General features: G+C 65.5%; 18 protein-coding genes. 9 read left to right on the top strand and 9 right to left on the bottom strand.

The window, feature by feature from the left end:
* Positions 1–49: 49 nt before the first annotated feature.
* The 4 genes from serS to U0034_RS04480 all read right to left on the bottom strand — a co-directional run bounded on the left by serS (position 50) and on the right by U0034_RS04480 (position 5,953).
* A complete protein-coding gene (serS, locus tag U0034_RS04465) occupies positions 50–1,342 on the bottom strand; it encodes a serine--tRNA ligase (protein ID WP_085223959.1) in 1,293 nt (430 codons plus the stop codon).
* 92 nt (positions 1,343–1,434) lie between these two features.
* The gene (locus tag U0034_RS04470) at positions 1,435–2,757 is read right to left on the bottom strand and encodes a replication-associated recombination protein A (protein ID WP_085223957.1); all 1,323 of its coding nucleotides are present in this window, start codon (positions 2,755–2,757) and stop codon (positions 1,435–1,437) included.
* Positions 2,758–2,797: 40 nt separating this feature from the next.
* Positions 2,798–3,457 (bottom strand): outer membrane lipoprotein chaperone LolA, encoded by a 660-nt coding sequence (gene lolA, locus U0034_RS04475; RefSeq protein ID WP_233212106.1) that lies wholly within the window; start codon positions 3,455–3,457, stop codon positions 2,798–2,800.
* 183 nt (positions 3,458–3,640) lie between these two features.
* Positions 3,641–5,953 (bottom strand): DNA translocase FtsK, encoded by a 2,313-nt coding sequence (locus tag U0034_RS04480; RefSeq protein ID WP_085223953.1) that lies wholly within the window; start codon positions 5,951–5,953, stop codon positions 3,641–3,643.
* A 417-nt stretch (positions 5,954–6,370) separates the two neighbouring features.
* Here U0034_RS04480 and trxB point away from each other — a divergent pair, with 417 nt between their 5' ends.
* From trxB to U0034_RS04495, 3 genes are all read left to right on the top strand, one after another.
* Positions 6,371–7,366: a thioredoxin-disulfide reductase gene (gene trxB / locus U0034_RS04485; RefSeq protein WP_085223951.1), complete on the top strand. Its 996-nt coding sequence runs from the start codon at positions 6,371–6,373 to the stop codon at positions 7,364–7,366.
* Between the two features lie 204 nt (positions 7,367–7,570).
* Positions 7,571–8,308, top strand: a complete 738-nt coding sequence (locus tag U0034_RS04490; protein ID WP_085223949.1) for a Smr/MutS family protein — start codon at positions 7,571–7,573, stop codon at positions 8,306–8,308.
* On the top strand, positions 8,298–8,918 hold the full coding sequence (locus U0034_RS04495) for a trimeric intracellular cation channel family protein (protein ID WP_085224470.1): 621 nt from the start codon (positions 8,298–8,300) through the stop codon (positions 8,916–8,918). Before U0034_RS04490 ends, U0034_RS04495 begins: the two co-directional genes overlap by 11 nt.
* A 45-nt stretch (positions 8,919–8,963) precedes the next feature.
* On the opposite strand, the gene U0034_RS04500 is transcribed toward U0034_RS04495, so the two are convergent.
* The 4 genes from U0034_RS04500 to U0034_RS04515 form a co-directional block, all read right to left on the bottom strand.
* Positions 8,964–10,082, bottom strand: a complete 1,119-nt coding sequence (locus tag U0034_RS04500) for an ABC transporter ATP-binding protein (RefSeq protein WP_085223947.1) — start codon at positions 10,080–10,082, stop codon at positions 8,964–8,966.
* Positions 10,083–10,176: 94 nt separating this feature from the next.
* Positions 10,177–11,022, bottom strand: coding sequence for a carbohydrate ABC transporter permease (locus U0034_RS04505; protein ID WP_085223945.1), 846 nt, complete (start codon positions 11,020–11,022; stop codon positions 10,177–10,179).
* A 1-nt stretch (position 11,023) separates the two neighbouring features.
* Positions 11,024–11,962: a carbohydrate ABC transporter permease gene (locus U0034_RS04510; protein WP_085223943.1), complete on the bottom strand. Its 939-nt coding sequence runs from the start codon at positions 11,960–11,962 to the stop codon at positions 11,024–11,026.
* A 112-nt stretch (positions 11,963–12,074) separates the two neighbouring features.
* On the bottom strand, positions 12,075–13,325 hold the full coding sequence (locus U0034_RS04515; RefSeq protein ID WP_085223942.1) for an ABC transporter substrate-binding protein: 1,251 nt from the start codon (positions 13,323–13,325) through the stop codon (positions 12,075–12,077).
* 634 nt (positions 13,326–13,959) lie between these two features.
* Between U0034_RS04515 and zwf the strand changes: the two genes are divergently transcribed.
* The 4 genes from zwf to U0034_RS04535 all read left to right on the top strand — a co-directional run bounded on the left by zwf (position 13,960) and on the right by U0034_RS04535 (position 19,840).
* Positions 13,960–15,420, top strand: coding sequence for a glucose-6-phosphate dehydrogenase (gene zwf / locus U0034_RS04520; RefSeq protein WP_085223938.1), 1,461 nt, complete (start codon positions 13,960–13,962; stop codon positions 15,418–15,420).
* 85 nt (positions 15,421–15,505) lie between these two features.
* The gene (gene pgl / locus U0034_RS04525) at positions 15,506–16,198 is read left to right on the top strand and encodes a 6-phosphogluconolactonase (RefSeq protein ID WP_085223936.1); all 693 of its coding nucleotides are present in this window, start codon (positions 15,506–15,508) and stop codon (positions 16,196–16,198) included.
* Entirely contained in the window at positions 16,176–18,098 is a 1,923-nt protein-coding gene (locus U0034_RS04530; protein ID WP_085223934.1) for a bifunctional transcriptional regulator/glucokinase, read from the top strand. Before pgl ends, U0034_RS04530 begins: the two co-directional genes overlap by 23 nt.
* A 560-nt stretch (positions 18,099–18,658) precedes the next feature.
* Positions 18,659–19,840, top strand: a complete 1,182-nt coding sequence (locus U0034_RS04535; protein WP_085223932.1) for a porin — start codon at positions 18,659–18,661, stop codon at positions 19,838–19,840.
* Between the two features lie 120 nt (positions 19,841–19,960).
* On the opposite strand, the gene U0034_RS04540 is transcribed toward U0034_RS04535, so the two are convergent.
* Positions 19,961–21,190, bottom strand: a complete 1,230-nt coding sequence (locus tag U0034_RS04540; protein WP_085224468.1) for a Bcr/CflA family multidrug efflux MFS transporter — start codon at positions 21,188–21,190, stop codon at positions 19,961–19,963.
* Between the two features lie 244 nt (positions 21,191–21,434).
* Here U0034_RS04540 and hemL point away from each other — a divergent pair, with 244 nt between their 5' ends.
* Complete coding sequence (gene hemL, locus U0034_RS04545; protein ID WP_085223930.1) at positions 21,435–22,718, top strand: glutamate-1-semialdehyde 2,1-aminomutase; 1,284 nt, start codon at positions 21,435–21,437, stop codon at positions 22,716–22,718.
* A gap of 17 nt (positions 22,719–22,735) precedes the next feature.
* Complete coding sequence (ribD, locus tag U0034_RS04550; protein ID WP_085223928.1) at positions 22,736–23,857, top strand: bifunctional diaminohydroxyphosphoribosylaminopyrimidine deaminase/5-amino-6-(5-phosphoribosylamino)uracil reductase RibD; 1,122 nt, start codon at positions 22,736–22,738, stop codon at positions 23,855–23,857.
* The last annotated feature ends 35 nt before the right edge of the window (positions 23,858–23,892 follow it).

Genomic DNA, 23,892 nt, shown 5'->3' on the forward strand with positions numbered 1-23,892 from the left:
CGACTGCATCGGCAGGTCGCCGGCCAAGCTCAGGCTACCTTCAAGCCCCTCAGGCCGCCGGTCCGAGCCGCTCCGCCCCGCCGAGATACGGGCGCAGCGCAGCCGGCACCGTGACCGAGCCGTCGGCATTCTGGAAGTTCTCGAGCACGGCCACGAGCGTGCGGCCCACCGCGAGCCCCGAGCCGTTGAGCGTGTGCACGAGTTCGGGCTTGCCTTGCGCGTTGCGATAGCGCGCCTGCATGCGGCGCGCCTGGAATGCTTCGGTGTTGGAGCAGCTGGAAATCTCGCGATAGGTGTTTTGCGCCGGCAGCCAGACCTCCAGGTCGTAGGTCTTCGCCGCCGAAAAACCCATGTCGCCCGTGCACAGCGTAATGACGCGGTACGGCAGCTCGAGCTTCTGCAAGATCGCCTCGGCATGCGAGACCATCTGCTCGAGCGCGTCATACGACGTCTCGGGCGCGACGATCTGCACCATCTCGACCTTGTCGAACTGATGCTGACGGATCATGCCGCGCGTATCGCGGCCGTACGCACCCGCCTCCGAGCGGAAGCACGGCGAATGCGCAGTCAGTTTCACGGGCAGCGCACCGGCCTCGAGAATGCTCTCGCGCACAGTGTTCGTGAGCGAAATCTCGGACGTCGAAATCAGATACTGCGTCACGACGTTCTCGCCTCCCCCCTTCTCCACGCGAAACATGTCGTCGGCGAACTTCGGCAACTGGCCCGTGCCGTAAAGAATCTCGGGATTGACGATGTACGGCGTATAGATTTCGGTATAGCCATGCTGCTGCGTGTGCGTATCGAGCATGAACTGCGCAAGCGCACGGTGCAGCCGCGCGATCGCGCCGCGCAACATCGTGAAGCGCGCGCCCGCAAGCTTGGCCCCCGTTTCGAAATCGAGGCCGAGCGGCGTGCCCACGTCCACATGGTCCTTCACCGCGAAATCGAACTGGCGCGGCGTGCCCCAGCGGCGCACTTCCACATTGCCCGCTTCATCGTCCCCCACCGGCACGCTCTCGTGCGGCAGGTTCGGAATCTCGAGCATCAGCGCGGAGAGGCGCGCCTGCACTTCGTCAAGCTGCGCGGCCGACGCCTTCATTTCGTCGCCGATGCCCCCCACCTCGGCCATCAGTGCCGACGTATCCTCGCCGCGTCCCTTCATTGCGCCGATCTGCTTCGACAAACTGTTGCGGCGCGACTGCAGCTCTTCGGTGCGAGTCTGGATGGCGCGGCGTTCGGCCTCGAGCGCAGTGAAGGTTGCGACGTCGAGCGTGTAGCCGCGTGCGGCGAGGCGCTTCGCCACGCCTTCGGGATCTTTGCGCAGCAACTGGATGTCGAGCATGGGGAAATCGATCGTGTTGGAGTGAAACCGCGATTTTAGCGCACCGCTTCGTCACGCGGCCGACCGTGCAGGCAAGCCGGCGTCATTCTCAATCATTCGCTCTTGGGCTTCGCCTTGTGCTCGCTGCGCCACGTGGCATCGAGTTCGGCCAGCCGCGCGAGCTTCTCGCCGATCTTGCCTTCGAGCCCGCGCGGGGTCGGACGGTACCAGCGCGGCTCGCGCATGCCGTCGGGCAGGTACGTTTCGCCGGCGGCGTAGGCGTCGGGCTCGTCGTGCGCGTAGCGATACTCGTGACCGTAGCCGAGCGACTCCATCAGCTTGGTCGGCGCGTTGCGCAGGTGCACGGGCACCGCCCGCGACCGGTCCTTGCCGACGAAGCGGCGTGCCTCGTTGTAGGCCATGTAGCCCGCATTCGACTTCGGCGCGACGGCCAGATAAATCAGCGCCTGCGCCAGCGCCAGTTCGCCCTCGGGTGTGCCGAGGCGCTCGTAGGTCTCGGCCGCGTCGAGCGCGATGCGCGGCGCACGCGGGTCGGCCAGGCCGATGTCTTCCCACGCCATGCGCACGATGCGCCGGGCGAGATAGCGAGGGTCCGCCCCGCCGTCGAGCATGCGGCTAAACCAATAGAGCGCACCGTCGGGGTTGCTGCCGCGCACGGACTTGTGCAATGCGCTGATCTGATCGTAGAAAGCGTCGCCGCCCTTGTCGAAACGGCGCAGGTTCTCCGTGAGCGCGCTCGCGATCAAGGCGCCGTCCACCTCGTCGGCCTTTTGCGCCGCCGCCGCACGCGCGACGATCTCCATGTTGTTCAGAAGCTTGCGCCCGTCGCCGTCGGCCGAACCGATCAGCGCCGTCTTCGCCTCCTCCGTCATGCGCAAGCCGCCGAGTGCCACCAGTGCACGCTCCAGCAACTCGCGCTGTTCGTCGTCGTCGAGGCTCTTGAGCACGTAGACGGCCGCCCGCGACAGCAACGCGCTGTTGACCTCGAACGAGGGGTTCTCCGTCGTGGCACCGATGAAAACGAAAAGCCCCGACTCCACATGCGGCAAGAATGCATCCTGCTGGCTCTTGTTGAAGCGGTGCACTTCGTCTACGAACACGAGCGTGCGCCGCCCGTGAGCACGGTGCGTCTGCGCGATCTCGACCGCCTCGCGAATGTCCTTGACACCCGAGAGCACGGCCGACAGTGCGATGAATTCGGCGTCGAATGCGTTGGCCATGAGCCGGGCGAGCGTCGTCTTGCCCACGCCCGGCGGGCCCCAGAGGATCATCGAATGCGGCTCGCGCGACTCGAAAGCCACGCGCAGCGGCTTCATCGGCCCGAGCAGGTGCCTCTGCCCGATCACATCGTCGATCGTATGCGGGCGCAGCCGCTCGGCAAGCGGCTGTGCCACGGCGCGGGTGTCTTCGAACATGGGGGAATCCAATGCGCGCGAACGAAACGCGCGGGTTCGCTCAACCGTTGATGACGTCGGCACCCTTGGGTACCGTGAACTTGAACGCGTCGGCCTTCAGCGGCGGGTTCTTCTGAATGTTCGAGAACGTGAGCAGCGTCACATTGCCGAACACGTCGTGCAATTCCATCGCTTCCAGGCCACCGTCGCGAAAGCCGATGCCGACGCGCTCGAACTGCGTATCGCGCGATTTCGGCGTCAGCTCGAGCCAGTCGATGCCGCCCTTTTCGCCCGCATCGCGCAGCGTGAAGTTCTTTTCGAGATCGTTGCTGCCGAACAGGATCGCCGCCGGGCTCGCGCCGAGCGCACCGCCGAGCTTGCGCACGGTAACCTGGTTCAGATCCTTGTCGTAGACATAGAGGTTCTCGCCGTCCGCCTGCAGGACCTGCTCGTAGGGCTTCTCGTAGCTCCAGATGAACTTGCCCGGGCGCGCGAAAACGAAGGTGCCGCTCGACGTATTGCCGACCGTCGGCTTGCCGCCTTGGGCCTTCGACGGGGCCTTCACCTCTTTCTGGACGAATTCGCCGCGCGCCGAGTGCACCTGCGCGACGAACGCCTTCAACTGCGCCGTGCCGCTCGCGAACGCCGCCGGTGCCGCGAGCAGGCACGCGGCACCGCAGGCCAGCGCGGCAAGGCCGCGCACGAGCGCGCCATGCGCCATAGCCGCGCGGTTGGCTAGCGCGAACGAACGAAAGGCTGACTGCCCGAATCGATGCTGCATGAGACTGGTTCTCCGTGATGATCTTAGCCGCGCCGCTGGCGGACGCCGGCATCCGATGAAGCGTGAGCGGGCCGCGACGGGCTGCTCGTTGTTCTGCGTTTCGGGCGCCCGGTTCCCGGTTCTCTATTCGCTCTCGCGCGCCGGCACGAGGATTTCGCGGTTGCCGTTGGACGACATCGCCGAGACGAGCCCCGATTGCTCCATCTGTTCGAGCAGGCGCGCCGCCCGGTTATAGCCGATGCGCAGATGGCGCTGCACGAGCGAAATCGACGCGCGCCGGTGCTTGACGACGATTTCGACAGCCTGATCGTAAAGCGGATCGGACTCTTCGCCGCCTGCGCCGCCCGCACCCGCTCCACCGGCGCTTTCATCGCCCTCGCCGAGCACGCCGCCTTCGAGCAGGCCCTCGATATAGTTCGGCTCGCCCTGCTCCTTGAGCTTTTCGACGACGCGGTGCACTTCGTCATCCGATACGAACGCGCCGTGCACGCGCACGGGCAAGCCGGTGCCGGGCGGCAGATACAGCATGTCGCCCATGCCGAGCAGCGATTCGGCGCCCTGCTGATCGAGGATCGTGCGCGAGTCGATCTTCGAGGAGACCTGGAATGCCATCCGGGTCGGCACGTTCGCCTTGATGAGCCCGGTAATGACGTCGACCGACGGCCGCTGCGTGGCCAGAATCAGGTGAATACCGGCCGCGCGCGCCTTTTGCGCGATACGCGCAATCAGTTCCTCGACCTTCTTGCCAACGACCATCATCAGGTCGGCCAACTCGTCGATGACGACGACGATGTGCGGCAGGCGTCCAAGCGGCTCGGGTTCGTCCGGCGTCAGGCTGAACGGATTCGGGATCTTCTCGTCGCGCTTGGCGGCGTCGTCGATCTTGTTGTTGTAGCCCGCGAGATTGCGCACGCCGAGCTTGCTCATCAGCTTGTAGCGCCGCTCCATTTCAGCGACGGTCCATGTGAGCGCATGTCCGGCCTGACGCATGTCGGTGACCACCGGGCAAAGCAGATGCGGAATGCCCTCGTACACGCTCATTTCGAGCATTTTCGGGTCGATGAGGATCATCCGCACTTCGTCGGCACTCGCCTTGTAGAGCAGCGAGAGGATCATTGCATTGATGCCGACCGACTTGCCCGAGCCCGTCGTGCCGGCCACGAGCAGGTGCGGCATTTTGGCCAGATCGGCACATACCGGTTTGCCGCCGATGTCCTTGCCGAGGCCCATCGTGAGCTTCGAGGCGGCATCGCCGTACACCTGGGAGCCAAGAATCTCCGAGAGCCGCACCGTCTGCCGGCGCTGGTTCGGCAACTCGAGCGCCATGAAATTCTTGCCCGGAATGGTTTCGACGACGCGAATCGATACGAGCGACAGCGAGCGCGCGAGATCCTTCGCGAGGTTCACGATCTGGCTGCCCTTCACGCCGGTGGCGGGTTCGATCTCGTAGCGCGTGACGACGGGCCCGGGATAGGCCGCGACCACGCTCACGTCCACACCGAAGTCCTTCAGTTTCTTTTCGATGAGGCGCGACGTGAATTCGAGCGTGTCCGCCGATACGGTTTCCTGCACGGCCGGCGCGGCGTCGAGCAGCGCGATTGGCGGCAGGCTCGAGTCGCCGGGCAGATCCGTGAAAAGCGGTACCTGCTTTTCCTTTTCGACGCGTTCCGATTTTGCCGGCGCAACGACGGGCGGCACGATCGTCACGGGCTCATGCTCCTCGAGCCGCACACGGCTTTGCTCCACCTTGCCTTCGCGCTTGACCGCGGCGGCCTCGCCAAGCTTGCGGTCACGGCCCGCCTCGCGCCGCAGTTTCGCGAACGTGACGGCCGAGATGATCGAATCGCCCACGCGCTCGGCCACCGAAAGCCAGGAAAAACGGAAATAGAGCGACAAGCCGATCGCGAGCGCCAGCAAAAGCGCGAGCGTGCCGCCCGTGAAGCCGAGCGCATGCGACACCCCGCGCGCCACGGCGTCGCCCACGATGCCGCCCGGCGCCCGCGGCAGTTGCACGTGCAGCGACCAAAGCCGCAGGGCCTCGATGCCGTCGCAGGCCAGCAGCACGAGTACGAACGCGAATGCATCGGCCACCCACGACTCGCGCGGCGCCTCTTCCTGCGGTTGCGCGCCGTGCGTGAGGCGACGGTAGTTCGAGGCGATCCGGCGCGCGAGCAGGACGATCCACCAGTAGGCGGACAGCCCGAACAGCAGGAGCAGGATGTCGGACGTCCATGCGCCCACGCGCCCCGCCCAGTTCGCGATGTGGTCGACCTGGGCCGCGTGCGTCCAGCTCGGGTCGCGCCGGCTGTAGCTCAGAAGCGCCATCGCCAGGAATACGCCGAGCGCGACCTGCAGGATCCAGCGGATCTCGGTGAAAAGGCGCGACATGCGATGCGGCAAGGCCTGCGCATGCGCCGAATAAGGTGCTTTTGCCATGAATCCCAAAGGCTTGGCGCGGCGGGCGATGCCCCCGGCGCGCCGGTCGTTCGATCCGGCCTATTGTAAACGCAGGTTCGGGGCCGGGGCTGTAATTGAGGGTAACGCCACGTTCGGGCCTGCCCGCGAACGTCCGGCGTGCGACGTACCGCCCCGCCAGACACGCTCGAGCATGACCCGACGCGCGCCCGCCGGTGCGCCGCGGGCCCCGCCCCCCATCGGCGCAGGCGGCGAGAGGCTATCGCGTCGATTGAAAACGCAAGCGCGGCAAGCCTCGGGGCACACCTTTATAATGCGCGGGTATGCCTCATCTTCACCGGGCGACGTATACGGCCACACGCGGCGGATCATCCGCCATCGCGCCGGCCGCTTCCCGATGCCCGGGCATCCTGCGGTATTTCTTACGGATAGACATTCATGTCCACGCGCAAACACGCCAAAGTCCTGATCCTCGGTTCCGGCCCCGCCGGCTATACCGCTGCCGTCTACGCGGCGCGCGCCAACCTCGCCCCCGTGCTCGTCACGGGGCTCGCGCAGGGCGGTCAGCTGATGACGACCACAGACGTCGAAAACTGGCCCGCCGACCCGAACGGCGTGCAAGGCCCCGAGCTGATGCAGCGCTTTCTGGATCACGCCGAGCGCTTCAAGACCGAGATCGTCTTCGATCACATCCACACGGCCAAGCTCACCGAAAAGCCGATCCGCCTGATCGGCGATTCGGGCGAGTACACCTGTGACGCGCTCATCATCGCGACGGGCGCCTCGGCCCAATATCTGGGGCTGCCTTCCGAAGAGGCGTTCATGGGCCGCGGCGTATCCGCCTGTGCGACCTGCGACGGCTTTTTCTACAAGCAGCAGCACGTGGCCGTGATCGGCGGCGGCAATACCGCCGTCGAAGAAGCGCTCTATCTGGCCGGCATTGCAAGCAAGGTAACCGTCATTCACCGTCGCGACAAGTTCCGCGCCGAGCCAATCCTCATCGACCGTCTGCTGGAAAAAGAGAAGGAAGGCATCGTCGAGATCAAGTGGAACCATGTGCTCGACGAAGTGACGGGAGACAACTCCGGCGTGACGGGCGTGCGTATCAAGCACACGCAAACGGGCGAGACGAGCGACGTTGCCGTGCAGGGCGTGTTCGTCGCGATCGGCCACAAGCCGAACACCGACATCTTTGCCGGCCAGCTCGAAATGAAGAACGGCTACATCATCACGACGGGCGGCGCCAACGGCAACGCCACGGGCACGAGCGTACCGGGCGTGTTCGCGGCGGGCGACGTGCAGGACCATGTCTATCGTCAGGCCATTACGAGCGCCGGCACGGGTTGCATGGCCGCGCTCGACGCTCAGCGCTATCTCGAGAGCATTCACGAGGTCAATCAGGCTCACGTGATGAGCCACGAAGCGGATCGCTGAAATTCGGCGGCCGCGAAGAAGGCCTGACACGCGGTGCCGGCGCACGAGGCATCGGCACCGCCAAACGGATATAAAGCGGATATACAGCGGATATACAGCAGCGAATGCACAACGCATGCGCACCGGAGGGGCCGCGGCGATCACGCTCCGCGGCCCTTTTCAATGGGTGCGCAGAACGAACGGACCCGCGGTAAATAGAGCCTCATGAGCAAACACCGAACTCGCCCGCCCGGCGGTAAGCCGGCGCAAGCCCCGGCGCGTGGGCCGGGGCTTGCCGATCTCGGCTCGCTGCGCGACGCGCTGAAGGCAAGCGCCGCCGAACGCGAGCGCGAGCGCATAGCCGCTGAAAAGGCCGCGCGCGAGGCGGCCGCCGAAGCGGAAATCTTTCGCAGGGAGATCGGCGATATCGCACCGTTGAAATCCCAGGCGCGCGCCGCGCAGGGCCGCCAGCCACCGCCTGCGCTGCCGCTGCAGACACGGCGCGATGAAAAGGCCGTGCTCGCCGAGGCCATCTCCGACGAATTCGATCCGGAAGTCCTGCTCGATACCGACGAGTCGCTGTTCTACTGCCGGCCCGGTATCGGTCACGAAGTCGTGCGCAAACTGCGGCGCGGGCACTGGATCGTGCAGGCGCAGCTCGATTTGCACGGCATGCGCCGAGAGGAAGCGCGCGAAGCCCTCGCCGAGTTCATCCGGGACACGGTGAAGCGCGGCTTGCGCTGCGTGCGGGTGATCCATGGCAAGGGGCTCGGCTCTGTCGGCAAGGAACCGGTACTGAAGGGCAAGGTGCGGGCGTGGCTCGTGCAGAAAGCGGAAGTCATCGCGTTTTGCCAGGCACGCGAGCGCGACGGCGGCGCCGGCGCGGTGCTCGTACTGCTGCAGCCGGGCAGCCCGCCCGGGGTGGCGGCGCATGGCGAGCGGGGGCCGCGGCGTGCACCCTAGGCTTACGCTTGCGCTTTCGATCGTCGAAGCCCTCGCGATCTTCGCGTTCGCCGTATCGGGCTTCATCGAGGCCCGCAAACGCCGGCTCGACGCCGTCGGCACGTTTCTCGTCGCGCTCGTCACGGCGTTCGGCGGCGGCACGGTGCGCGACGTACTGCTGAGCCGCCGGCCCTTTTACTGGGTGGAGCACCAGACTTACGTCATCGCCATTTTTGTGCTGTCGTTCTTCGCACCGTTGATGCTGCGCATGGCGTCGCGCGTGCTGACCGAGCGCGCGCTGCTGATCGCGGATGCAATCGGGCTCGGTCTTTTCAGCGTATCGGGAACATCGATCGCCCTCGAAGCGGGCATGCCCTGGTTCATCTCGGCGATGATGGGCGTGGTGACGGGCGTGTTCGGCGGCATCATCCGCGACGTCCTGTGCAACGATGTGCCGCTGATTCTGAAGGATTCGCGGCCCTACGCCACCTGCGCGTTCGCCGGCTGCGGCCTCTTTCTGCTGCTCTCGAAGCTCGACTTCGATCCGGTCTACAGCGTGGTGGCGGCCACGGGCTTCATCCTGGTCGCGCGGCTCGTCACCTACAAGCTCGACGTGCGCCTGCCGCATTGAAGCGGCAGGCGCGAGCCGTCGGCTCGCAATACGTGCCGCCCCTCGTCAGGCCAGGCGCGCCTCGGTGGCCGGGTCGAACAGCACGGCCTTCGAAACGTCGAAGAGCAGCGTCATGTTCTGCAGCGGTTGAGGATTGGCTGCCGGGTGCACGCGGCTCACCGTCCGCTTGCCGTTCACCTGCGCGAACACGAGCGTATCGGGCCCGGTCGGCTCGATCACGTCCACCTTGACATCGATCGCCTGCAACGCTTCCCCGTGCCCATCGTGGGCGTGGCGGGCATCCGTGATTCGCTCGGGACGCAGGCCGAGAATGACCTGCCGGCCCATCGAACCCTTGAGGCGATTCGCATCGAACGGCAGATTGAGCACGCTGCGCGTGACGCCGGTGTCGAGCTCCATGCCCACGCCCGCGCCCTGCTCGACGAGCCGGCCCTCGATGAAGTTCATCGGCGGCGCGCCGATGAAGCCCGCCACGAACAGGTTCGACGGCGAATCGTAGATTTCCTGCGGTGCGCCGAACTGCTGCACGATGCCGTCTTTCATGACCGCGATGCGATCGCCGAGCGTCATCGCCTCGATCTGGTCGTGAGTGACGTAGACGATCGTCGTGCCGAGACGCTGATGCAGCAGCTTGATCTCGGAGCGCATTTCGATGCGCAGCTTCGCGTCGAGGTTCGACAGCGGCTCGTCGAAAAGGAACATCACGGGGTCGCGCGCGAGCGCGCGCCCCATCGCCACACGCTGCCGCTGGCCGCCCGAGAGCTGGCCGGGCTTGCGATCGAGCAGATGGTCGATCTGCAGCATCTGCGAGACGCGCTCGACGATCTGCTTCTGCTCCTGCTTGGGCACCTTGCGGATGTTCAGACCGAACGAGATGTTCTCGCGCACCGTCATCGACGGATAAAGCGCATATGACTGAAACACCATCGCAATGTCGCGGTCCTTCGGCGAGAGCTCGTTGACGATCTTGTCGTCGATGCGGATTTCGCCCTTCGTCACCGATTCGAGGCCGGCGATCATATTGAGCAGCGTCGACTTGCCGCAGCCCGAGCCGCCAACGAGGATGAGGAACTGACCGTCTTCGATGTCGATGTCGACACCCTTGAGAACGGGCACGCCGTTCGGGTACGTCTTGTATACGTCGCGGATGGAAAGGCTTGCCATGCTAAGAATCCTTTGATCTGCTGTAGTGCTTGCAAATATCGGTTGCGCTTCGTTGCGTTGCAGGGTGTGCCGGCCGCGCACGGCGGCCGATCGTTCAGCCCTTCACCGCCCCGGCTGTCAACCCGCGCACGAAATAGCGGCCGGCGATCACGTAGACGAGCAGCGTCGGCAGCGCCGCGATGATGGCGCCGGCCATGTCCACGTTGTATTCCTTGACACCCGTCGACGTGTTGACGAGGTTGTTGAGCGCCACGGTAATCGGCATCGAATCGACACCGGAAAACACGATGCCGAACAGGAAGTCGTTCCAGATCTGGGTGAACTGCCAGATCACGCAGACCATGAAGATCGGCAGCGAAACGGGCAGCAGCACGCGCAAGAAGATCGTGAAAAACCCGGCACCATCGATGCGCGCCGCCTTCACGAGCTCGGCCGGCACGCCCACGTAGAAGTTGCGGAAGAACATCGTCGTGAACGCGATCCCGTAGACGACGTGCACGAAGACGAGCCCCGTGATCGTGTTCGAGATGCCGGCGAAGCCGAGCATGCGCGCCATCGGCAGCAGGATCGTCTGAAACGGGATGAAGCAGCCGACGAGCAGCATCGTGAACACAGCATCGGCGCCGCGAAAGCGCCAGTGAGTGAGCACATAACCGTTGAAGGCCCCGATGATCGACGAGATCAGCACGGCCGGAATCACCATGCGGATCGAATTCATGAAGAACGGCTGCATGCCATCGCAGCGCACGCCGGTGCAGGCCTCGCTCCAGGCCTTCACCCATGGCGCGAACGTCCAGTGCGACGGCGGCGTCAGCAGATTGCCCGTGCGCAGCTCGTCGATATCCTTGAACGACGTCGAGAGCATCACGTAGATCGGGAACAGGAAGTACAGGGCAAAGAGAATCAACGCCGCGTAAATGACGGCTCGGCTGATCGTCATCTTAGGCATTGCGGGTGCTCCTCGATTCCAGATACATGAGCGGCACGAGCACGGCCACGACGGTAGCCAGCATCATCATCGACGACGCCGCGCCGACGCCGAGCTGTCCGCGGTTGAACGAGAACGTGTACATGAAGATGGCGGGCAGCGAGGACGACGTGCCGGGGCCGCCCGCCGTCAAGGCGACGACGAGGTCGAACGTCTTGATCGCGATGTGGCAGAGAATCAGCAGCACCGAAAAGAATACCGGGCGCATGCTCGGGATGACGATCTTGCGATAGATCGTGGGCAGCGTTGCACCGTCGACCTGGGCCGCCTTGAAGATCTCGGCATCGACACCGCGCAGGCCGGCCAGAAAGAGCGCCATCACGAAGCCCGTGGACTGCCAGACCGCCGCGATCACGACGCAGAAGATCGCTTTGTCCGGATCGCCGAGCCAGTTGAACGAGAAGCTCGCCCAGCCCCAGTCGTGCATCACTTTTTCGAGCCCGAGGCCGGGATTCAGAATCCATTGCCAGGCCGTGCCCGTCACGATGAAGGACAGCGCCATCGGATACAGGAACACCGCACGCAGTGCGCCTTCGTTGCGGATCTTCTGGTCGAGCAGGATCGCGAGGAAAAGCCCGAGACCGACGCAGATGGCGATGAACGGGATCGCGAACCAGCCGAGATTCCTGGCCGATGTCCACCAGACGTCGTTGTTGAAAAGTTCGGTATAGCGATCGAAGCCGGCGAACTTGTAGTTCGGCATGAGCCGGGACTTCGAAAACGACAAATAACCGGTGACGGCAATGAAGCCGTAGACGAAAACAAGGCTGATCACCACGCTCGGCGACAGCACGAGCTTGGGGATCCAGCGATCGGCGAGCGCCGAGAACGACGAGCCGCGGTGGTGCGCAGGCGCCACCTTGTTGCCTTTGCCGCTGAGAGAGGCAGCCACTACTCGACTCCTAATCTTGCCCGCCGGCCGCCTGCGCTTCGGGCGCGTGCGGCCGGCATCCACGAGACAGTGAAGCGGGCGCCGCGAGGCGCCGCTTCGGCCGTCGCTTCGCTTACTTCGTCTTGGCCGCCTGCGCGAGCGCCTTCACGGCGTCCTGCGACGATTGCGACGAGTTCATGAACTTGGTCACGACGTCGGTGATTGCGCCGGCAGTGGCGTCAGGCTGTGCCATGCCGTGAGCGAGCGAGGGCACATAGCCGCCCGATTTGATGGCCGTCTGCTCGTCGGCGTACGACTTCTTCGCGCAGTCGTCGAACTTCGCCATCGACACGCCGAGGCGCACCGGGATCGAGCCCTTGTAGAGGCTGAACTGCTCCTGGAACGCGGGGCTCATGATCGTCTTGGCCATGGCCACTTGACCCGGCGTCGCGCCGTTTTGGCCCTTCTGTTGGAAGAACACGAAGGAGTCGACGTTGAACGTATAGGCCTTCTCGGTACCCGGTACGGCCGCGCAGATGTAGTCGACGCCCGACTTCTTGTTGGCGTTCGCGAACTCGCCCTTGGCCCAGTCGCCCATGAACTGCATGCCGGCCTTGTTGTTGATGACCATCGCCGTGGCGAGGTTCCAGTCACGGCCCGTGCGGCCCTTGTCGAAGTAGCCCTGGATCTTGCGGACCGTATCGAAGACCTTCACCATCTGCGGCGAGGTCAGCGTCGACTGGTCGAGATCGACGAGCGCCTTCTTGTAGAAAGCCGCGCCTTGCGACAGCACGACGTCTTCCCACAGCGTCAGGTCCTGCCACGGCTGGCCGCCCATCGCGATCGGCTGAATGCCGGCCGCCTTCATCTTGTCGGCAACCGCGAAGAACTCGTCCCAGTTCGTCGGCACCTTGCCGCCCGCCTTGTCGAGCGCCGCCTTGTTGATGTAGAGCCAGTTCACGCGGTGAACGGAGAACGGCGCGGCAACATAGTGGCCGCCCGCCTGCATGATCTTGTCGATCTCGGGCGGCAGGTTCTTCTTCCAGTCCTCCTGCTTCGCCACGGAATCGATGTTCACGAGCACGTCCTGGTCGGCCCATTCCCTGATGAGCGGCCCCTTGATCTGTGCCGCCGACGGCGCGTTGCCCGAGATCACCTGGGTCTTCAGCGCCGTCATGGCCGCCGCGCCCGCGCCGCCCGCAACCGCGAAGTCCTTCCACGTATAGCCCTGCTTCGTCATGTCGTCCTTGAGCACGCCGACGGCCTTCGATTCGCCGCCCGACGTCCACCAGTGCAACACTTCGACGGATTCTGCGGCCTGCGCCGACATCCCGTACATCAGCCCCGTGGCGGCGAGCGCTGCCATGATCGCGCGAACTTTCATTCTTTATCTCCTCCGGAACACCTGAACAAGAAACGATTGCCCCCCGGGGTTCTTGTCGGGGAACGGTTGGTTGGTGAAGCAGAACAACACTGGAAGAGCCCGGCTCGCATGCCACGCGTCACGCGCGACGTGCACCGCCCGGCCGCGTAAGCGCTTCAGGAAATGAGTGATTCGGAACGCAAAGACTGTCTCCTGGTTTTCATTCGGCCCTGATCCGCATCGCGCGGCAAGGCTCGGGGAGGCGAAAAGCGGATTGCCCGACAGCGCTGTAACATTGCCGCGCGCGTTGCACTCCGGATGCGCCGACGCGCCGGCACATTCGCCGCCGATCGGCCCGCCGCTTGCCGCGGGAAGCGGGCGCGCCGCGCTCGCTTCGATCCCGGCCGCGCAAGCAGCGCATGCTTTTTGCATCGAATCGACGTTACCTCTTGATTTGGATTGTAGTTAAACTACAATTCAGTGTCAAAAATATTTTTATCGCGCTACAAGCGACGTAACCGCGCAGGCGAACGGCCGGGCGCGAGGCAAAACCGGAGACAGCCCACCGTTCACACGACGAAACGCGCCCCTGATCGACCCGAAGCACCCGGACGCGGCCCGCGCCCGGCAACCCTTGACCTTCTGCTCACGACTCATGCAAATCGACTCAGGCTTTACCTTCGTGCTCTTCGGCGGGACCGGCGACCTGTCGATGCGAAAGATTCTTCCTGCGCTTTACGAAGCCCACCGTGCGGGCATGCTGTCGGAAAACGGCAGGATCGTGGCGGTGGCGCGGCACGCGGCCGACCGCGACGGCTACATCGAGTGGGTCAACACGAACGTGAAGGCGCATGTCGCGAAGACGGGCTTCGACGAAGGCATCTGGCAGCGCTTTCTCGAGCGCATTGCCTATGTGAAGCTCGATCTCGGCAAGCCAGAGGATTTCGTGCTGCTGCGCGAGGCCATCGAAGGCCATCCCGGCATCCGCGTCTTCTATCTCGCGACGGGCCCGTCGCTTTTCGTACCGATCTGCCGCGCGCTCGCCTCCGTGGGGCTCAACGAGAACGCCCGCATCGTGCTCGAGAAGCCGCTCGGCTACGACCTGCGTTCGTCGAACGCGATCAACGACTCCGTCGGCGAAATCTTCGCCGAGGATCAGATCTACCGGATCGATCACTACCTCGGCAAAGAGCCCGTGCAGAACCTGCTCGCGCTGCGCTTCGGCAACGCGCTCTTCGAGCCGCTCTGGCGCCGCGAGTGGGTCGAAAGCATCCAGATCACGATCGCGGAGGAACTCGGTGTCGAGGCGCGGGGCGACTTCTACGACAACACCGGCGCGTTGCGCGACATGGTGCAAAACCACCTGTTGCAACTGCTCTCGATCGTGGCGATGGAGCCGCCGCACTCGATGGATTCCGATTCGGTGCGCGACGAAAAGCTGCGCGTGCTGCGCGCATTGAAGCCGATCGATACGCGCGACATCAGCAAACTGGCCGTGCGCGGGCAGTACCACGCCGGCGTCATCAAGGGCACCTCGGTGCCGGCCTATGCGACCGAGCACGGCGTGAAGCCCCAAAGCACGACCGAGACATTCGTCGCCCTGAAGGTGGAGATCGAAAACTGGCGCTGGGCCGGCGTGCCGTTCTTCCTGCGCACAGGCAAGCGCCTGGCCGAACGCATCGCGGAAATCGTCGTCAACTTCCGGCCCGTGCCGCATTCGGCGCTCGGGGCGCCGGCGCTGCGTCCGGGCGCGAATCGCCTCGTCATCCGGCTGCAGCCGAACGAGTCGATCCGGCTTTATTGCCTGGCGAAACAGCCCGGCGAAGGTATGAACCTGTCGAGCGTGCACCTGGATCTCGCCTTCGACCAGTTTTTCAAGGAAGGCCAAATGGAGGCGTACCAGCGCCTGCTGCTCGACGTCATCAACGGCCGTCTCGCGCTCTTCGTGCGCCGTGACGAGCAGGAAGCCGCGTGGCGCTGGGTCGAGCCGATCCTCAACGAATGGGCGGCCTCGAACAAGCCGCCGAAGCCATACGCCTCGGGCACCTGGGGGCCGGCCGCGGCAAGCGCCATGCTCGCGCAGCACGGCACCTGCTGGCTCGAAGAGGAAAACTGAGGCAGGCAAGCGGCACCCTCCGCGCATCGCGCGGCCGGTGCCTGGCGAATCCATCGAGGTATACAAGAAGCTGTCTGGAGGAGAAGTGATCGAGCTTCACGCATTTGACGACTCGCGCGCGCAAGCTGGCGCGCTGGCGAAGGCGGTTGGCGATGCCCTTGGCGCATCGCTCGCCGCATCGGGCGGCGCCGCGCGCACGACGCTCGCGGTTTCCGGCGGCACGAGTCCGCGGCCGTTTCTGCAAACGCTCGCGCTCGCACCGCTCGACTGGTCGCGCATCGACGTGACGCTGGTCGACGACCGCCGCGTGCCCGAGACCGACTCCGCCAGCAACGCACGGCTCCTGCGCGAAACGCTGCTCGCGGGCACCGCTCGGGCTGCGTGCTTTCAACCGCTCGTCGACGTGTCCGCCTCGATCGAGGCAAACGTTGCCGCACTGAACGCCGACGCGGCGCGCGCGCTGCCATCGGTGGCCGTGCTGGGCATGGGCGAAGACGGCCATACGGCCTCGCTTTTCGCCGACGCGCCCGAGTGGGCGCATATCATCGCACCCGATGCCCCGCGCTTCGTCGCCGTGCATCCGGTTGCCGCGCCGCATGCGCGCGTGAGCCTGTCGCTCGCCGCGCTCACGCGCATCGAACGGCTCTATCTGCTGATCTCGGGCTCGAAGAAGCTCGACGTACTGAAGGCGGCCGCGTCCGCCGCGCAAGAAAACGCCATCTCGAAGCTGGCGAACGACAAGGGAGTCAGACTCGATGTCTACTGGTGTGCAAACTAAAGTGGTTTCTCTTTCCGGCAACCGTCAGCACGCCGACGGCCCGCGCCTGCTCGCCGACATCGGCGGCACGAATGCGCGCTTCGCGCTCGAGACGGGCCCCGGGGAAATCACGCAGATCCGGGTCTACCCCTGCGCGCAGTACCCGGGCGTGGAAGACGTGCTCGAACAGTATCTGAAAGACACGAACGTCGGCCACGTCAATCATGCGGCGATCGCGATCGCGAACCCGGTCGACGGCGACCAGGTCAGCATGACGAATCACAACTGGACCTTTTCGATCGAGGCCACGCGCCGCGCGTTGGGCTTCGACACGCTGCTCGTCGTCAACGATTTCACCGCGCTCGCCATGGCGCTGCCGGGGCTCACCGATGCGCAGCGCGTGCAGATCGGCGGCGGCACGCGACGGCAAAACAGCGTGATCGGGCTGCTCGGCCCAGGCACGGGCCTCGGCGTGTCGGGTCTCATCCCGGCCGACGATCGCTGGATCGCGCTCGGCAGCGAAGGTGGCCACGCGAGCTTCGCACCGTCCGACGAGCGCGAGGATTGCGTCCTGCAGTTCGCCCGCAAGAAGTGGCCGCACGTCTCGTTCGAGCGCGTGGCGGCCGGCCCCGGCATCGAGCTCATCTATCGTGCGCTCGCGGCGCGCGACAAGAAGCGCGTGGCCGCATCGGTCGACCCGGCCGAGGTCGTGAACCGCGCGCTCGCGGGCGATGCGCTCGCCGTGGAGGCGGTCGAGTGTTTCTGCGGCATTCTCGGTACGTTCGCGGGCAACATCGCCGTGACGCTCGGTGCGCTCGGCGGGATCTATATCGGCGGCGGCGTCGTGCTGAAGCTCGGCGAGTTCTTCGCCCGCTCGTCGTTCCGGCAGCGCTTCGAGGCAAAGGGCCGCTTTGAAGCTTACCTGGCCAACGTGCCGACTTACGTGATCACGGCCGATTATCCGGCCTTTCTCGGCGTTTCGGCGATCCTGGCCGAGCAGTTGTCGAACCGCTCGGGTGGCGCCTCGTCGGCGGTCTTCGAGCGCATCCGCCAAATGCGCGACGCACTGACACCGGCCGAGCGGCGCGTAGCCGATCTCGCGCTCAACCATCCGCGCTCGATCATCAGCGACCCGATCGTCGACATCGCGCGCAAGGCCGACGTGAGCCAGCCCACCGTCATCCGCTTTTGCCGCTCGCTCGGCTGCCAGGGGCTGTCGGACTTCAAGCTGAAGCTCGCCACGGGGCTCACGGGCACGATCCCCGTCAGCCATAGCCAGGTGCATCTCGGCGATACGGCCACCGACTTCGGCGCCAAGGTGCTCGACAACACGGTGTCGGCCATCCTGCAATTGCGCGAGCATCTGAACTTCGAGCACGTCGAGCGCGCGATCGATCTGCTCAACGGTGCGCGCCGCATCGAGTTCTATGGGCTCGGCAATTCGAACATCGTCGCTCAGGACGCCCATTACAAGTTCTTCCGCTTCGGCATCCCCACGATCGCCTACGGCGATCTCTATATGCAGGCGGCCTCCGCGGCGCTGCTCGGCAAGGGCGACGTCATCGTGGCCGTGTCGAAGTCGGGACGCGCGCCCGAGTTGTTGCGCGTGCTCGACGTCGCGATGCAGGCCGGCGCCCAGGTGATTGCCATCACCTCGAGCAACACGCCGCTCGCCAAGCGCGCCACGGTCGCGCTGGAAACCGACCACATCGAGATCCGCGAGTCCCAGTTGTCGATGATCTCGCGCATCCTGCACCTGCTGATGATCGACATTCTCGCGGTGGGCGTGGCAATCCGTCGCGCGGTGCCGAGCCCCGAGGTCGCGGAGGCCGTGGCGAAAGCGCGCGCGACCAGCAGCGACGAAGCCGCCGCCGTGCTCGATTGGCTCAGCCACGGCGCCGCGTCGTCGGCCACGGACTGAAGCATTCCGGCCGCGGCGCCGGCCCCTTTGGGGGTACCCGCGGCTGGCCCTCGCTCGAGCGCGCCGGGCAAATTCCACCGGCCCCGCGCGTTCGCTCGCCCCTCCCTTGCCGCCTGCTGCCCGCGAGATTCGGGTTTTCCGCTCCCGGAATGCCGAGCGCGAGGCACCGTTTCGATGCAGCAGCCCACCGATTCGCCCCAAACCGGGGCACAGCAAGCTCGACTCGTCTGTTTTTTTCAACGAATCCGCAACAATCGGGGGCGCGCTTTCGTCGCATCCCTGCAACAACGGGCGTCTTTATTTAAGTGCTGGCTATCACTGAAACCCGCGCGGCACGGGCCTCTGCGCCTGCTTTCGCGCCATGCGCGTCGTTTCATAAATGACAATAATCGGTAACAACTGGTAGTTACACCAATAAGGTGTCAGATTCCGGCTATCTAGTATCCCGTCGACTACCTGGACCCGCGGCCTAGACCTCTTGCATTCAAGAGATGCCGGAGTCTGCTGCACCTCCCTACCCGGGTGCTCACTTGCAATTCAACGTCTCGGAGACCATTTGCATGAAGAAATCGCTTATCGCGCTTGCTGTGACGAGCGCCGTGGCTGCGCCGGCATTTGCGCAAAACAGCGTCACGTTGTACGGCATCATCGACGCCGGCATCACCTATACCAACAATTCGGGCGGCCATTCGCAGTGGCAAATGCAAAGCGGCATCCTGCAAGGCAGCCGCTGGGGCCTGAAGGGCGCTGAGGACCTGGGCGGCGGCACGAAGGCCATCTTCCAATTGGAAAATGGCTTCAACGTGATGAACGGCAAGCTGGCGCAGAATGGTCGTCAGTTTGGCCGTCAAGCCTATGTCGGCCTGACGAACGATTCGTACGGTACCCTGACGCTCGGTCGCCAATACGACCCGGTCGTCGACATGGCTCAATCGACGACGTTCAACGGCCAGTGGGGTGCGTTCTTCTCGCATCCGAGCGACATCGACAATACCGACAACGGCTTTCGCGTCAACAACGCGGTCAAGTACGTATCGCCGACGTTCTATGGTCTGAAGGCTGAAGCGATGTACGCGTTCGGCGGCGTAGCCGGCTCGTTCGGTCAGAAGAGCACGATCGGCGGCGGCCTCAGCTACACGGCTGGTCCCCTGTACGTCGGTGCGGGCTACTTCTTCGCGAAGAATCCGGCAGCGCAATTCGACGACGGCAACTTCATCACGAATATCGGCACGGCCGCGGCGCCGGTGGCGCCGGTCGTCGGTAGCTCGAACGGTCACGGTGCGTTCGGTTACGTCGGCACGCCGGGCAGCATGGAATCGGCGAGCGTCGGCGCAAGCTACGCGTTCGGTCCCGCGCTCGTGGGTGCGAACTTCTCGCACGTGCGCTTCGACGACGCCAATCAGGGCTCGGTCGCGCGCGCCGGCGGCGCGGGCGACTACGTGTGGTTCAACAGCTACGAACTCTGGGGGCAGTACAGCCTGACCCCGGCGACGACGCTGGGCCTCGGCTACACGTTCACGAACGGCCGCGATGCGCTGGCAAACGTCAAGCCGAAGTACCATCAAGTGAATGCAGTGGCCGATTACCGCCTGTCGAAGCGCACGGACGTCTATGTGATGGCGGTCTACCAGCACGCCGCCGGTGGCAGCGCGAAGGCCGACATCTATGACGGCGTGGCAGGCAGCCAGTCGACGACCGCGAACCAGGTCGTCGCCCGCGTCGGCATCCGCCACAAGTTCTAAGCAACAACCGCTGCGCCAACCGCACGGTCCAGGCCGCGCGGCAAACGACAGCGCGAAAAGGCAGTACTTCCAAGCGCCGCTACTCGCGGCGCTTTTTTTTGGGGGGCAGCGCGCCGCCGCTCAACGCGGCATGGCCGTACCGCGCGCGGGCAGTCCGTGCCAGCGTTTGACGAGCGTACGCCCGACGAGGCACAGCGCGCCCGTTCCGGCGATCGTAATGCCCATACCCGTGGGCGTGCCGCTTTGCAGCGCGCCGACGACGAGGCTCGCCAACGCGCCGAACGCGAGCTGCGTCGCGCCGAAGAGCGCCGCAGCCGCCCCGGCATTGCGCGGATAACGATGCATGAGGTCGGTCGTGCAGTTGGCCGTGAGCACGCCCACGATGCCGACCACGAAGAAAAGGCCCGCGACGATCGACCACAGGCCACCCCACCCCGTCAAACAGACGACGACGACGAAAAACGACGCCGTGCAGCTCACGAGCGAGGCACCCGCGATGAGCGGCAGTGAGCCGAAGCGCCCGATGAGCCGCGTATTGAGGAAATTGCCGAGCATGATTCCGGCGATGTTCAGCGCGAAGAAAAAGCCGTAATGCTGCGGCTTCACATGGAAGTAGTCGATATAAACGAACGGCGTGGCCGTGATGTAGGCAAACATCGATGCGAACGCCATGCCGCCGCACAACAGATGCCCGAGCGCGACAGGATCGGTCAACAGGTGCCCGTAGACCGCAAACGACGCCCATACGCGCGTGCCGGCGCGCTTTTCGGCCGGCCAGGTCTCGCTCACGCGTGTGAACGCGAGCACCGTGCAAAGCGCGCCGAACAACGCCAGCAGCACGAAGACGGTGCGCCACCCGCCCAGCAGCAGCAGTTGCCCGCCGATCAACGGCGCAAGCAAGGGCCCGACGCCCGTTACGATCGCGATCATCGACAATACCCGCGCCGCGTCCCGCGGCTCGTGCGCATCGCGCGCGATCGCACGCGCCATGACCGACGCCGCGCCGGCGCCGAGCGCCTGCACGAAGCGCACGCCCACGAGCAAACCGATCGAGTTCGCGCTGGCGCACGCAATGCTCGCCAGCAGAAACAGCACGAGACCGCCGAGCAGCACCGGGCGCCGCCCAAAGCGATCGGAGAGCGGACCATAAACGAGCATCCCCACCGAAAAACCGGCCATGAAGCTCGTGAGCGTCCATTGCGCGGCGGCGTCGGGTACGCCGAACGCACGGGCGATCGAAGGCAGGCTCGGCAGGTACATGTCGACGGCGATCGGCCCGCAGGCCGCCAGCGCGCCGAGCAGCGCGATGAGCCGGATGTCGGGCTGGCGTTTGGCGTTTTTTTCGGTCATTGAGCGCTCGAAGAGACCTCCGTCGGCGAATTCGCGCAGGCGCAAATCGCGACATCGGACGAAAAATGCGGATAAGGGGCAGATTCTACGCAACGCTTCGCGCCCTCGCGAGCCGGAGCGCTCCCGGCTCGCCCGCCCCCGCTCCGGTACAATTGCCCTCATCGCCACGGCCGCGCGGCGCGAGCCGATACTCGACGCGCCCGCCCGGCCGGGGCCCGCCACTCTCGAAGCAGGCCTCATTCCCATGTCCAGCAACCAAGCCCTTTTCGAACGCGCTCAGCGCTCCATCCCCGGCGGCGTCAACTCGCCCGTGCGTGCCTTTCGCTCGGTCGGCGGCACGCCGCGCTTCGTCGCGCGCGCACACGGCCCCTACTTCTGGGACGCCGAAGGCGCACGGTACATCGACTACATCGGCTCGTGGGGCCCGATGATTCTCGGGCACGTTCATCCCGAAGTGCTCGCAGCCGTGCAGCGCGTGCTTGCCGACGGCTTCTCGTTCGGCGCGCCGACCGAGGCCGAAATCGAAATTGCCGAGGAAATCCGCAAGCTCGTGCCCTCCATCGAGCGGGTACGGCTCGTCTCGAGCGGTACGGAGGCAACGATGAGCGCGTTGCGCCTTGCGCGCGGCTTCACGAGCCGTAGCCGCATCGTCAAGTTCGAGGGCTGCTATCACGGCCACGCCGACAGCCTGCTCGTGAAGGCCGGTTCGGGCCTGCTCACCTTCGGCAACCCGACTTCGGCCGGCGTGCCGCCCGACGTGGCCAAGCACACGACGGTGCTCGACTACAACAACGTCGAGGCGCTCGAGGCCGCTTTCGCCGCGTTCGGCGACGAGATCGCCGCCGTCATCGTCGAGCCCGTGGCGGGCAACATGAACCTCGTGCGCGGCACCCCCGAGTTTCTGCGCGCGCTGCGGCGCCTATGCACGAAGCATGGCGCCGTGCTGATCTTCGACGAAGTGATGTGCGGCTTTCGCGTGGCGCTCGGCGGCGCGCAAGCGCTCTACGGCGTCGAACCCGACCTGACCTGCCTCGGCAAGGTGATCGGCGGCGGCATGCCGGCCGCCGCTTTCGGAGGGCGTCGCGACATCATGGCGCACCTCGCGCCGGAAGGCGGCGTCTATCAGGCCGGCACGCTCTCGGGCAATCCGATCGCCGTCGCGGCGGGGCTGAAAACGCTGCAACTCATTCAGGCGCCCGGCTTCTACGATCGCCTTTCGGCGCAGACCTCGCGGCTTGCCACTGGTCTTGCCGGCGCCGCGCGCGAAGCCGGCGTGCCGTTTTGCGCCGACGCGGTGGGCGGCATGTTCGGCCTTTACTTTACCGAGACCGTGCCCGGCAGCTTCGCCGAAGTCTCGCGCAGCGACATTGCCCGCTTCAATGCCTTCTTTCACAAGATGCTCGACGCGGGCGTCTATTTCGCGCCGTCGGCCTACGAGGCCGGCTTCGTGTCGATCGCGCACGACGACGCCGTGATCGACGCCACGCTCGACGCCGCGCGCGGCGCCTTCGCCTCGCTCGCGGCCTGACGCGCGAAGCCGCCGCCATGTTTTCCGATACCGACTTCGCTCATATGCAACGCGCGCTGACGCTGGCGGCGCGCGGCCTTTACACGACGACACCGAACCCGCGCGTGGGCTGCGTGCTCGTCAAGAACGGCATGCCCATAGGCGAAGGCTTCACGCAGCCGGCAGGGCAGGACCATGCCGAGATCCAGGCGCTGAAGGACGCGCACCGGCGCGGCAACGATCCACGGGGAGCGACGGCCTATGTCACGCTCGAGCCGTGCAGCCACTTCGGCCGCACGCCGCCTTGCGTCCATGCGCTCGTCGACGCCGGCGTCGCTCGCGTGATCGCCGCGATGGAGGATCCGAATCCGCAGGTTTCGGGCCGTGGGCTCGCGATGCTGCGCGAAGCCGGCATCGACGTGCGCTGCGGCCTGCTCGCGCAGCAGGCGCATGAGCTCAACATCGGCTTCGTCTCGCGCATGACGCGCGGACGCCCCTGGGTACGGATGAAGGTGGCGGCGTCCCTCGACGGGCGCACCGCGCTGCCGTCGGGCGAGAGCCAGTGGATCACGGGCCCCGCCGCGCGGGCCGATGGCCACGCGTGGCGCGCGCGCGCCTGTGCGATTCTGACAGGCGTAGGGACCGTGCGCGAAGACGATCCGCAATTGACCGTGCGTGAAGTCGACACGCCGCGTCAGCCGTTGCGTGTGCTCGTCGACAGCCGGCTCGAGGCACCGCTGGCGGCGCGCCTGTTCGAGGGTGCCCCGCCGCTCGTTTTTTGTGCGCGCATCGACGAACGCAACGCGGCGCAAGCCGAAGCGCTGCGCGCGCGCGACATCGAAGTCGTGACGATCGCAAACGCCGCGGGCAAGGTCGATCTCGCCGCGATGCTGCGCGAACTGGGCGCGCGCGGGATCAACGAACTGCACGTCGAAGCCGGACACAAACTCAACGGCTCGCTGCTGCGCGAAGGCTGCGTGGATGAACTGCTCGTTTATCTTGCGCCGAGCCTGCTCGGTGGCGATGCGGCCGGCATGTTCGATCTGGCCGCGCCGGGCACGCTCGACGAGCGCACGCGTCTCGCGTTTCATGCAGCCGAGCGCATCGGCGACGATCTGCGCGTGCTCGCGCGCATCGTTCGGCCTGACGCACGCCCGTGAGCGCAACCGAAGACGCAACACGACACGATAAAAGG

The organism is Trinickia caryophylli, from assembly GCF_034424545.1.
Lineage (GTDB): Bacteria > Pseudomonadota > Gammaproteobacteria > Burkholderiales > Burkholderiaceae > Trinickia > Trinickia caryophylli.